At 57.4% G+C, this 12,184-nt stretch carries 10 protein-coding genes and 1 riboswitch; of the genes, 7 read left to right on the forward strand and 3 right to left on the reverse strand.

The features are described 5' to 3' along the window. Positions 1–114: 114 nt before the first annotated feature. Positions 115–708: an RNA polymerase sigma factor gene (locus HMPREF3039_RS12760; protein WP_067952190.1), complete on the reverse strand. Its 594-nt coding sequence runs from the start codon at positions 706–708 to the stop codon at positions 115–117. A gap of 282 nt (positions 709–990) precedes the next feature. After that, positions 991–1,108: riboswitch (TPP riboswitch) on the forward strand. A gap of 68 nt (positions 1,109–1,176) precedes the next feature. Here HMPREF3039_RS12760 and thiC point away from each other — a divergent pair. The 5 genes from thiC to HMPREF3039_RS12790 all read left to right on the forward strand — a co-directional run bounded on the left by thiC (position 1,177) and on the right by HMPREF3039_RS12790 (position 6,564). Next, a complete protein-coding gene (thiC, locus tag HMPREF3039_RS12770) occupies positions 1,177–3,006 on the forward strand; it encodes a phosphomethylpyrimidine synthase ThiC (protein ID WP_067572629.1) in 1,830 nt (609 codons plus the stop codon). Between the two features lie 117 nt (positions 3,007–3,123). Beyond that, complete coding sequence (locus HMPREF3039_RS12775) at positions 3,124–4,071, forward strand: thioredoxin family protein (RefSeq protein ID WP_167506811.1); 948 nt, start codon at positions 3,124–3,126, stop codon at positions 4,069–4,071. 164 nt (positions 4,072–4,235) lie between these two features. After that, positions 4,236–4,808, forward strand: a complete 573-nt coding sequence (locus tag HMPREF3039_RS12780; RefSeq protein ID WP_231863938.1) for an RNA polymerase sigma factor — start codon at positions 4,236–4,238, stop codon at positions 4,806–4,808. Positions 4,809–4,827: 19 nt separating this feature from the next. Continuing rightward, on the forward strand, positions 4,828–5,475 hold the full coding sequence (locus HMPREF3039_RS12785) for a hypothetical protein (RefSeq protein ID WP_067982751.1): 648 nt from the start codon (positions 4,828–4,830) through the stop codon (positions 5,473–5,475). 306 nt (positions 5,476–5,781) lie between these two features. Then, positions 5,782–6,564, forward strand: coding sequence for a PDZ domain-containing protein (locus HMPREF3039_RS12790; protein WP_067572601.1), 783 nt, complete (start codon positions 5,782–5,784; stop codon positions 6,562–6,564). A gap of 94 nt (positions 6,565–6,658) precedes the next feature. Here HMPREF3039_RS12790 and dgt read toward each other — a convergent pair whose 3' ends face one another. Next, on the reverse strand, positions 6,659–8,026 hold the full coding sequence (dgt, locus tag HMPREF3039_RS12795; RefSeq protein WP_067952193.1) for a dGTP triphosphohydrolase: 1,368 nt from the start codon (positions 8,024–8,026) through the stop codon (positions 6,659–6,661). Positions 8,027–8,045: 19 nt separating this feature from the next. Then, positions 8,046–10,304 (reverse strand): multicopper oxidase domain-containing protein, encoded by a 2,259-nt coding sequence (locus tag HMPREF3039_RS12800; RefSeq protein WP_067572603.1) that lies wholly within the window; start codon positions 10,302–10,304, stop codon positions 8,046–8,048. Positions 10,305–10,549: 245 nt separating this feature from the next. Between HMPREF3039_RS12800 and HMPREF3039_RS12805 the strand changes: the two genes are divergently transcribed. Continuing rightward, positions 10,550–11,590 (forward strand): L-dopachrome tautomerase-related protein, encoded by a 1,041-nt coding sequence (locus tag HMPREF3039_RS12805; RefSeq protein ID WP_067572635.1) that lies wholly within the window; start codon positions 10,550–10,552, stop codon positions 11,588–11,590. A 148-nt stretch (positions 11,591–11,738) separates the two neighbouring features. Next, positions 11,739–12,026, forward strand: coding sequence for an acyl-ACP thioesterase domain-containing protein (locus HMPREF3039_RS12810; RefSeq protein ID WP_067572605.1), 288 nt, complete (start codon positions 11,739–11,741; stop codon positions 12,024–12,026). Positions 12,027–12,184 lie beyond the last annotated feature (158 nt).

Genomic DNA, 12,184 nt, shown 5'->3' on the forward strand with positions numbered 1-12,184 from the left:
CCTTCGGGGAGCGGGCCTTTTTTTAAATGCGTTTGTTGCGCATGAAAGCGACCGTGAACCGATCTTTTCCCTGGAGAGAGGAGAATGGGATACTGCGGGACGGCGGAAAATCTTTCAGGACAGGAAGGAGGCCAGAGCCTCCTTCAGCATGTTTCTTGCCCGGAACAGGAGGCTTTTGGTAGCGGGAACGCTCATGTTCAGCGTTTTGGCTATCTCCTCATAGGGCATGTTTTCAAAGCGGCGGAGCTGGACGGCCAGGCGCGCCTTTTCCGGCAGGGCGGCAATGGCGTCGTCCACGGCCTGCTGAAGTTCCGTCTGCTGGAGCGCGGCGTCCGGGGACTGGGAGCCTTCCAGAAACAGAATCGTGCCGCCTTCCTCCTCAATGGCATCCGCGGAAGTGGTGGGCTTGCGCTTCTGGCGGCGGACTTCATTGAACACCAGATTGCGGAGAATCGTGAACATCCAGGTGGTGAAACGGGCGGAAGCCTCGTAATTTTTTGCCCCACGCCATACGCGGATGAATACCTGCTGGGCGATGTCCTCCACCTCCGGGCCGTTGTTCAGCATGCGGGCTACCGTGGCATACACGGAATGCTGGTGTTTGCGGATCAGCATCTCCATGGCGGAGGCGTCCCCGTCCCTGACCCTCAGCATCAGCAGGGCGTCTTCATCCGGTGCGGCGGATGGCATGTCTCGTGCTTCGTCCATGAAAATTCCCTTGTATAAACACCGCTCCCGGGGGAAGGTTGCGCCCGGAAGGGCGGATGGCCCGGAAAATATATTTATCCCATTCTATCGGGATGACGAGATGAAAACGGGTCTGTTCCTCCTTTTTGCGGGATTCCCGCCCGGAAGATGGAAAGGGATGAATTTCCCGCTCATCCGGAGCCACATGTCGGAAACGCCGGGGAAAATCTTCCGGCATCTTCCTGTTCTGCTGACCGGAACGAAAACGCTTGGATGCTGCTGATGGCCGTGTTACTCTCCTGCCAAGTTCGGCAGGGGTGCCACAGACAAAGGCTGAGATTGCGGCAGCATGCTGTTTCCGCAGGACCCTTCAAACCTGATGCGGGTAATTCCGCCGCAGGGAGTTCGATCAAGCGGGCCGTGTCCCGTTTCTTGCGGATGTTCCGTTCGGCGGCGTATCCCTTGCCGGTACTCAACAGCATCCATGCCATGAACGATACCGCCAAACTGTCTTATCCCGGGTCCCGCCGCGTCTATATTCCGGGGCGCCTTCATCCGGACGTGCAGGTTCCCATGAGAGAGGTTGTCCTGAGCGACACCCTGCTGCCGGACGGCACCTCCCACCCCAACGACCCCGTACGCATTTACGACTGTTCCGGCCCGTGGGGGGACGGAGCCTATGAAGGATCCGCGGAGCAGGGGCTGCCCGCCCTGCGCGCCTCATGGATACGCTCCCGCGGCGATGTAAGGGAAGAGGCTGCGGAGAAGGGCCCCTGCCTCCAGGCCGCCGGGGAAAACCCCGTGACCCAGCGCCACTATGCCCTGAACGGAATGATTACGCCGGAGATGGAGTTTGTGGCCATCCGTGAAAATCTGGGCCGCGAACAGGCATTCAAGGCTGTTTACGACCGTTATCCGAATGAAAAGAGCCGTCCGGACGAGGCCGGAGAAATCCTGGACGCGCTGACGGTGATGCCGCGCCCGTCCGAGCTGGAAGCCGCGGAGGGATTCGGACCGTCCAGCATGGTGGCGCGCGACCGCCTGGACCATCAGCACGCGCCGGAGCGCAGGAGCGGCTGCCGCATGCCTGCGTATTTCACGCCCGAATTCGTCAGGGATGAAATCGCCGCGGGCCGCGCCCTTATTCCCGCCAACATCAACCACCCGGAATGCGAGCCCATGGCCATAGGCCGCAATTTCCTGGTGAAAATCAACGCCAACATCGGCAATTCCGCCCTTGGCTCCAGCATTGAGGAGGAAGTGGAGAAACTGCGCTGGGCCATCCACTGGGGAGCGGACACGGTGATGGACCTGTCCACCGGGAAAAACATCCATGCCACGCGCGAGTGGATTCTGCGCAACTCCCCCGTTCCCATCGGCACCGTTCCCATTTACCAGGCGCTGGAAAAAGTGGGTGGAAAGGTGGCGGACCTGAGCTGGGAAATTTTCCGGGACACCCTCCTTGAGCAGGCCCGCCAGGGCGTGGACTACGTGACCGTGCACGCCGCCCTGCTGCTCAGGTTTGTAAACCATACGGCCCGGCGCATGACCGGGATCGTCTCCCGCGGCGGTTCCATCATGGCTCAGTGGAGCATGATCCACGAGCAGGAAAACTTTCTTTACACCCATTGGGATGAAATTTGCTCCATTCTGGCGGCGTACGACATTGCCGTCTCCATCGGCGACGGGCTGCGCCCCGGTTCCGTGGCGGACGCCAACGACTTCGCCCAGCTTGCGGAATTGGAAATCCAGGGGGACCTGACCATGCGCGCCTGGCGTGCCGGCGTCCAGGTGATGAACGAGGGCCCGGGCCATGTGCCCATGCACCTCATTGCGGAAAACATGAACAAGCAGCTTGAATGGTGCATGGAAGCCCCCTTCTACACGCTCGGGCCGCTGGTGACGGACATTGCTCCGGGCTACGACCATATCACCGGAGCCATCGGCGGGGCGATCATCGGCCAGCGCGGCTGCGCCATGCTCTGCTACGTCACCCGCAAGGAACACCTGGGCCTGCCGGACAGGGAGGACGTGCGGGAAGGCGTGGTCACCTACAAGCTGGCGGCCCATGCGGCTGACTTGGCGAAGGGCCATCCCTCCGCCCAATGGCGGGACAACGCCCTGGCCCAGGCCAGGTTTGAATTCCGCTGGGAGGACCAGTTCAACCTGTCCCTGGACCCGCAGAAGGCCCGCTCCTACCATGATCTGACTCTTCCCCACGCCAACGCCAAGAAGGCTCATTTCTGCTCCATGTGCGGTCCGGATTTCTGCGCCATGCGCCTGAGTCAGGATATCCGCCGCCGTTCCGCGGGAAAATGATCCTTCGTCCATTCCCGGAAGCCTCAACCGGGCTTCCGGGAATGGTAGGCGTTCCGGAAGCGGAAGTGTTAAAAATGGGATGACACGGCATCAATTTGTGCTATGGTGTCCCATAAGATGAATACCTTTTTTCATGCAATAGGAACGGCCTCCTTTTCTCTGGCCGTAGCTTCCGCCACTCTCGCCGCTCCGGCCTGGGAAACTGATTTCAACAAGGGACTGGAGACAGCCAGGGCTGAAAACCGTCCCGTGATGGTGGAATTCACCGGCTCCGACTGGTGCCCGCCCTGCAAATATCTGCGCAGTACCATTCTGGACTCTCCGGAATTTGCAAACTATGCGGAAAAAAACAAGCTGGTGCTCGTGGAACTGGACTTCCCGCGTACGCCGGGAAAAATCTCCAAGGAACTCATGAAGGAACGTGAGGATATCATGCGGCGGTACGGTGTTACCGGCTTTCCGACCGTGATGCTGATGGACGGAACCGGAGCTCCCCATGCACGGATCGTGGGTCCCACGAAAACGGCGCCGGAATATCTGGAAAAGCTGGAAAATGCTCGGGAACTGAAAAACTCGCTGAACGGTGAAATTGCCGCTGCCCGGAAGCTCTCCGGCAGCGGACGGGCTGCCGCCCTGGCGAAGGCTCTGGAAAAAGTACCTGACGAATTGCAGGGATACCACAAGGAATTGATCGCGGAAATCATGGCGTCTGATCCGGAAGACCGGTTCGGATTCGGAAAGAAGGAGAAGGAAGCGCGCCTGATGGCGCAGCAAAGTGAGATGCTTGAGCAGTTCTATCTCTCTCAGAGAGGGAAGATAAGGGGTGAGGAGGCCCAGAAGAGCCGCGAGGAAGCTGGGAAAATACTGGCGTCTCCCGATCTCCTGCCGCCAATCCGTCTGAAACTGAATAAATTCATCAGTGACAGCTATGTCTTGGAACGCAACTATCCTAAATCCCTGGAATACCTGAAAATCGCACGGGATTCCGATCCCGGCTCCAAGGAATCCGCCAGGCTGCAGCCCTGGATAGAAAATATGGAAAAAATCATAGCCGGCGAAAAATAAGGGGCCTGCATTCCTTGTTCTTGCTATTTTCCCGTTCATGCGGCTGAATACGGTTTCCAGCCCTCCCCAGGGAGGGCAGGGTGATTTTTCCGTACAATATTTAGACAAAAGAAAGACGGCATTCCGCTATGATGATAGAAAGACCGCAAGACGAGGAAATGAATATGTCTGCACAGGCCAGGGAACAGGAAATGAATGAGGATGCCGACCATCTGCTGAGCTGGGATGAATGGCTGCGCCGCCATGTGTCCCAGCTTCTCCTGTTCGCACGCCAGCAATCCCGTTCCCCGGAGGATGCGGAGGACATCCTTCAGGATGCCCTGATCCGCTTGGCGCGCAAGGAAGCCGCAGGGGAATTCGTGGGCGGCCAGGAAGCGTGGCTCTCCTATGTCTTTGCCTCCATCCGCCGCCTGGCCGTGGACTATGGACGCAAGGCGGACCGCCGCCAGAGGCGCGAGGACGAGGCGTGCAGCGCCGATCCGGCGCAGGATGCGTGTGCGGACCCCTGGTTTTCCAGCTCTGCGGCGGATGAGGAGCTCAAGCAATTCATGGAGATGCAGCTCAAAAAGCTTCCTTCCAAATTTTCCGAAGTCATTGTGCTGAAAATATGGGGTGAACAGACCTTTCTGCAGATAGCGGAGACGCTGGAAATATCCCAGAACACGGTGGCAAGCCGCTACCGCTACGGCATTGACATGCTCCGGAAAGCGCTGAGAAACAGAAAAGAAGAAATCTAAATATACCTGCTCCACTCTTATGAAACATGAACCAGCATCATCCTCAGAGGAAGACAGCGGCGGTACCGCTACTATCCAGCCTCTCCCCGTATCCGATGAACTCATTGCCCGTCTGGCCGGCAGGTGTGAGGAAATATTCCCCTTGAATGACCGCGTCCGGCATGAAATCTCCGATGAAGAAATTCATGAAATGGAATCCCTGTTGAAACGTTTGCAGCCGGCGCCTGCAAAAATCCTGTTTCGGGAACAATGCTGCTCCCTGATGTGCGCTGAATCCGAGCGTGAAATGGAAGACCGCCTGAAAAAATTCTCCGCCTCCTCCATGCTGGAATTCTCCGTCTGCAAAATGGCTTACGCCATGGATGCCGAGGGGGAGGTAAAACAGGAAAAAACCGTTCCCGGCCGCCTGTGGAGGAAGCTGGCCTATATCTCCGGAATCTCCGTGGCAGCGGCTGTCGGGGCCGTGCTGCTCATTCAGAATACCTTTGACGCCCGCAGTGAAGGAGCAGGGGCCATTGCGGAAAAATCGGAAAGCGTCCCCCTTCCGGAAGAGCACCAGGAATCCTACCGTAAAGCTACCATCTTTGAACTTCAGGGGGGAGACGAGCGCGTGCCTGTCGTAGCCCCGGCAAACAGCAGGAAAATCGTTCCTGAAAGGGAATATTGAGTAATTCTTCAATGGCCGTTCAGTAGCGCCAGCCCCGGATTCCGATGATCCGGGGCCTCTTTTTTGCCGTGGATTGAAAAAAATATGTAAATTTTTGAACATGCAGCGCCCGGACGTTGTATATTATCTCACATGGATATGAAAACCTGTACCTTTCTGACATTGGGGCTGTTGATAAGTACGGGTTCCGGTTTCTCTATTGACCGGCCCGCTGGAAATACTGCCGCTCCTCAGCCTCCCTCTCTTACTCCTTATCCTTCCCGGCCTGCGCCTCTGCCTGCGTCCAAGCCTGCGAGGCTGGGCATTGTGCCCGGCACGGTTCCGCAGGCGCTTGTGGCCCAGCTGGAGCTCAGCGGATTTCCCGGCGTGCTGGTGACCAAGGTCATTCCGGACAGTCCGGCGGCCAGGGCCGGGCTTCAGGAAAACGACGTCGTCGTCAAGCTGGGGGACATGTCCCTGTCCGGCCCTCGGTCCGTGACGGAAGCCCTGGCGGACAAGGTGCCGGGGGACAAGATCACCGCGGTGTTTTACCGCAAGGGCAAAAGGGAAACGGCAGATTTGACTCTGGATGCCGGAACGCTCTCCGCCGAGGAAATTCTTGCGGCCCAGGGCGATCCCCGTTCCCATCCCCGCACGTCTCCCGGCGGATTTTCCGCCCGTCCCGCACTGCCTCAGGGCTTGCTTGGGACGCAGCCGGACGCCTTTGACCGGATGCAGCAGATCATGGACGAATTCCTGAAGGATTCCGTGATGGACGATTCCGGAATGGATGACATTTTTAACCGGATGAACCTGACCCCGGGAGCGGCCCAGGTGCTCAGAAGCCTTCAAAACCTGCAGAAGATGCCCATGCCCTCCATGGGGAACATTCCGGGGGGAGTCCCCGGTTCTTCATCCGTCCGCATGACGGACAACAACGGAACGATCATCATTTCCTCCAACGCCCAGACCGGGACCACCGTCCATGTGACGGACCCCTCCGGAAAGGTACTTTATTCCGGTCCCTACAACACCCAGCAGGAGAAGGACGCCGTGCCGGAAGCCGTTCGGGAGCGGTTGAAAAACATAGAAACCAACTTCTGCTTTTAACAATTTCTGCTGAATATTCGTGATCATGTTAAGGATGGCTGCTCCGTTTGCCGGGGCAGCCATTTCATTGCCGGGAAAAGGCGTGGAAAACCCGTCAGCGGATGCCGGTCAATTTCCTGTAGGTTTCCAGCGCAAAGGAATCCGTCATGCCGGAAATATAATCCAGCATGTGGACCAGGCGCTTTTCCCGCGACTCTTCATCCGCCGGAAGAAGGGTTCCTTGCAGTAGAATGGCTACCTTTCTGCTCTGTCCGGAACCGGGGTTGTCCACCCATTCCATGAAAAAGTCGATCAATTCCCCCAGCACCTTATAGCCCATGGCCTCCACCTGAATGACATCCTGCGTCTGGTAAACGTCGCGTATGGCGTCCTGATACAGGCGGTCCAGCGGTGCGGCCAGTTCGGAAACGTCAATGAGGGACTTTTCTAAGCACCCGCCCAGAAGGCGGTCTTCATGGACCTTGAAACTCTCCACTACGGTGCGGATGCTTCTGCCGATCGCCAGAGCACGCATGTAATGCACGCAGGAATCCTCCTCCTTCCGTACTGCCAGATCTTCGGCATACTCCCTTTGAGAGGGAGTCAGGAAGGGATGGAATAGTTCCATGACGTGGTCGAACCTCAGGATTCTTGAGAAAAAGCCGTCTTCGATATCCGCAATGCGGTAGCAGATATCGTCCGCAGCTTCCATCAGGAAAGCCAGGGGATGGCGGCACCAGCAAAGGTCGTTTCCTTCCGCCTCCGTTCGGGGAATCAGGCCCAGGCTGGCCGCTACAAAAGCGGCTGCTTCCGTTTCCTGGCCGCCTATGCCGAATTTTTTGCATTCCAGCCTGTTGGCGGGAGCAAGCATGTTCTGTTTGGCTTTGAGGGAATAGGACTGCGTGCAGGGATACTTCATGAAAGCGCCCAGAACAGCCGCCGTCAGTTTCAGGCCCTTGCCCTCCATGGGGTCTCCGGTGCGGGTCAGGATGCGGAAGCCCTGCGCGTTCCCTTCAAACGGGTGCGAGAGTCCATGCCGGGACAGGGCCGTCTCAATGGCATCCTCTCCGGAATGGCCGAACGGAGGATTCCCGATATCGTGCGCCAGGCAGGCGGTGGAAACGATGGTCGCCAGGTCGGAAGGGATGATATGGGCGGGCAGCGCGTCTTTTCCGGCAAGCCATTCTCCCACCAGCATTCCCAGGGAGGAGCCGACGTGGGCTACCTCCAGGCTGTGGGTAAGGCGGGTGCGCACGTAATCGTTGCGCCCCAGAGGAAACACCTGCGTCTTATCCTGAAGGCGGCGGAAAGCGCTGGAAAACAGGATGCGCCCGTAATCCCGGTCATAATTGCTGCGGTGCTTCTGCGGAGCCGCCGTGCTCTGGTGGCTTGATCCCCAGCGGGCGTCTGACAGAAGCTGTTCCCAATTCATCTTTTGCGGCACGTTGCCGATGATAAGGGCGTGCGGTGCGGAAACAAGCAAAAACAGGAGGGCAAAGACGTCAATAAGTCAGCATCAGGCCCACGCCCCAGTGCAGGTTATTGTCGTAATTGGTGGAAATGCTCACATGAGGCGTCAGGATGTAATGCAGACCAACGGAATAATCCCGGTCCGTGTTCAGGGAAAAGCTCAGGCGCAGGCGCGATGTCAGCGGAATATCGTCCCGTTCAAGCTGGAGACGTACCTTCCCGTCGGTATCAATGCGGGCGTCCGCCACCAGCAGCAGGGGCAGCGTGTACCGCGTTCCCAGCGTGCCGTCCAGTTCGCGGTCCTTCCTGGTAGTCTGGCGGAACATGTTGCGTTCCCCGGCCTCGCCCTTCCTGTATGTCCAGTCCATGCCGATGTAGGGATAAAGCCACTGTTTTTCTCCGATGTACCTGCCCAGGCGCGCTTCCGCTTCATAGCCGCGGGCATCCTTGTACCCTGTTTGCCATTCTCCCTGGATGCTCCAGCGCGTGCCGCCGAACTCCAGATCTCCTATATTCCCGTTGGAGGCAAAATCATTATTCACGGTCAGGTACCATTTGCGGTCCATCGCGTAAACATGCTGGAGCGCCTGCCGGGGATGGGGGAGCTGGGGGTTGGGCGGCGAATCCTCGTACGTGAAAATCCGGCCCATGCCGCTCATCATGTGGTACAGGATGTGGCAGTGGAAAAACCAGTTGCCCCGCGTCTTCTCCGCGGCATTGAACTCAATCACCTGCGTGGCCATGGGCTGGATATCCACCGTGAACTTCAGCGGGGAAAAATCACCGTGCCTGTTGACCAGGCGGAAAAAATGCCCGTGCAGGTGCATGGGGTGCCTCATCATCGTATTATTGGTCAGGATGATGCGGACATTCTGGCCCTCCCGGATCATGATCCGGTCCGTTTCCGACAGCGTCCTGCCGTTCATACTCCAGACGTAGCGGTTCATGTTTCCGGTCAGTTGGAAATGCAGCTCCTTCACGGGAACGCCGGAGGGAAGGTTCGTTCTTGCGGGAGACCTTAGCATGTCGTACGTCAGCGTAACCTCTCCTTCGTCTTCCTGCATGTCCTCCGCATGATGCTTTCCATGGGAGCTGTCGGAAGACATGGACATCATGTGCATGCCACGCGCACGGGGAGAATCCATACCTCCGGACATGTTATGATTCATGTGCTTCATGCCGGGCATGGAGCCGGAGCCCATGGTCATCATCTTCATGTTCCCGCCCATGGTCATCATGCCGTTCATCCTCTTCATGTTCTTGAAATAATTCAGCTTGGGAAAGGGACGCAGGGGCAGCTTCTCCCCATGTCCCAGCCACAGGGAGGAAGACCCGGTGGTATCCTCCGCCGTCGCCTGGAACTCGAAAGCCCTTCCTGTTTCCGGCACGGTCAGGATCACATCGTAGGTCTCTGAAACGGCGATAATCATCCGGTCCACGTCCACGGGGACCACGTCCTTGCCGTCGCTGGCCACGACGAGGATTTTCCCGCCGGAATATCTGAGCCAGAAATAAGTGGAGGACGCCCCGTTCACGATGCGCAGCCGCACGCGGTCCCCGGCCTTCAAACGGGGCAGGGAAGCATGCGGGCTCCCGTTGAGCAGGAAGCGTTCGTAATAAACGTCGCTGACGTCCATCGGGTTCATGCGTTTCCATTCGCTGGTCAGCTTGGTGCCCAAATAGCCGGCTCGGAGCGCCTCCCAGTAGCTCTGCACGCTCCCCTTCCGGATGGAAAACCAGTCGGACCCCGTATGGAGTTTTCTATTCACCTCGTTCGGATTCTCATTGGTCCAGTCGCTTAAAACCAGGGTGTATTCCGGCAGGGTGTCCTCCGCTCTGCGCGCCGGATCGTTCCTGCGCTTGTGGACGACGAAGGCTCCGTACAGTCCGCTCTGCTCCTGAAGACCGCTGTGGGAATGGTACCAGTACGTGCCGTTCTGGATAATGGGAAAAGTATAAGTATGGGTGGCATGGGGCTTCACGGGGGCGGAAGTCAGGTAGGGCACGCCGTCCTGGTCATTGGGCACCAGAAGGCCGTGCCAGTGGAAGGACGTCTCCGTATCCATCATGTTGTGCACCCGGATCACCGCCGTGTCCCCTTCCGTGAAATGCAGCACGGGACCGGGAATGCTGCCGTTGATGCTCATGGCGGGACGAGCCGTTCCCGTGAAATTGACGGGGGTATTCCGTACGTACAGGTCGTATTCCACCGTCTCTGCCTGGGCCGGCGGATGAAAGACATACCCGTAAAGGCAAAAGAGAAGGAAGAAATAATGCGGAAACCTGAACATGAAAAAATGGTGCTGGCAGGAAAGACCGTGCCGCCTCCTTCCCGGTTCAAAATGAAAATGTGAGGATGCGTCATATTCTGGAATAAAAAACAGAGCCGGGAGTAAAACTCAATTTATCCAAACGGGGAAATGTTCCGGACTGCTTCCTTGTAATGGGCAGGAAAAGAAAAGGGGGACAGTTGATTGAACAATAAAAAGCGGGGGCTTGTCCGTAAGGAACAGACGCATCAAACTCCATGATTCCCATGAAAGCCTTCATCATTTCAACCTGCATCGCTCTGTTAGCCATGTGCGCCTCCTTTTCTCAAGAAGCCCGTTCGGAATCCGGAATTGAACCCGTTGCTTCATTCAAGGGAGCCCAAGTAACCGGAGTCACGGTCACGGACAAGGGCAGAATCTTCGTCAACTTCCCCCGCTGGCATGAAACAATACCCTGCTCCGTGGCGGAGGTGGACCGGCAGGGAAACTTCAAACCCTATCCGGACGAGAAAACCAACCGGTGGGAAAAAGGAAAAACACAAGATGACGACGCGTTCGTATGCGTGCAGTCCGTCGTTGCCGACGGAGACCGGCTTTACATCATCGATACGAAAAATCCGATGATCGGAACCACGGTGGCGACACCCACCTTGTACGTCTACGACCTCGACACCAACAAGATGATCAGGAAATACCCACTCTCGGAATCGACCAAGCCCAAGTCCTATGTCAACGACCTGCGCGTGGACCGCGAGCACGGCAAAATCTACTTTACGGACTCGAACGAACCCGGATTGATCGTGCTGGACATCAAGAGCGGAGAAAACTACCGCATGCTGGACAACCATCCCTACACGACGGCGGAGCAGGACCACATCACCGTCAACGGCAGGCGGCACGACGGGAAAGTCCATTCCGACGGCATAGCCCTGGATAAAAAGAACGGCATCCTCTATTTCCATGCCTTGACGGGCAGAACCCTGTACGGAATACCGGTGCGCCAGTTGATAGACCGCCGGATAGACGAGGAAAAAATCACCAAAATGAAAACGCCTTCGCCCGACGGCATGATCATGGACAGCCGGGGCAACCTCTATATGGGTGATCTGGAAAACAACAGCATCGTGTACCTGACTCCGGACCGCAAAAACATCCGGACACTTGCCTCCGGAAAGGAAATCAGCTGGCCGGACACGTTCAGCATCCATGACGGATATCTCTACTTCACCAACTCCCGCATCCAGGAAGCCCAGGACGACATTTCCGACATGGTATTCAACCTGGAAAAGGTCAAACTGCCGGAATAAAGGATCCGCCGGAGTTCCAACGTCAGAAGTACTTCCGTTGGCAATGGCGCCTCCATTTCCTTCGTGATTGCGGTTGTTGATAAACTGAACGTTGTCTAGGCGGACAAGTGCGCCCTGTGACGAAATAGTCTCCGCTGTCCGGCTGGACATGAAGAACCTTCAGCCGGAAGTCCGGGAATGGACGGCGGAACGCCGGGATATGGATTCCAACCGTCATATCAACAATGCCGCCTATCTGGTTTGGGCGCTGGAATCCCTGCCGGAAGCCTGGCAGGAGGAACATGCCCTGATTGGCATTCACCTGCATTTCAGGAAGGAAAGCCATGCCGGGGAACAGATGAAGTCCCTATTGTTCCGCCAGGAGAATCTTACCTGCCACCATATCATGCAGGGGGATGAATTGCGGGCGGAGGCGGTGCTGGAGTGGGATGTGTGAGTGGAATGGACCCGGTGGACAAAATAGTAAAGGGAAAACGCTACCCGTCCATTAAGTCCATTGTGTCCATTCCCGCCCAACAACAAGGCCGCCCCGGTTCATCCCGGGCGGCCCTGTGGTTTTGCAGCAGAAGCGGCGTTTCCGCCGCTCCTCCGGCA

Origin of the sequence: Akkermansia sp. KLE1798 (genome assembly GCF_001580195.1) — a bacterium.
Taxonomy (GTDB): Bacteria; Verrucomicrobiota; Verrucomicrobiia; order Verrucomicrobiales; family Akkermansiaceae; genus Akkermansia; species Akkermansia biwaensis.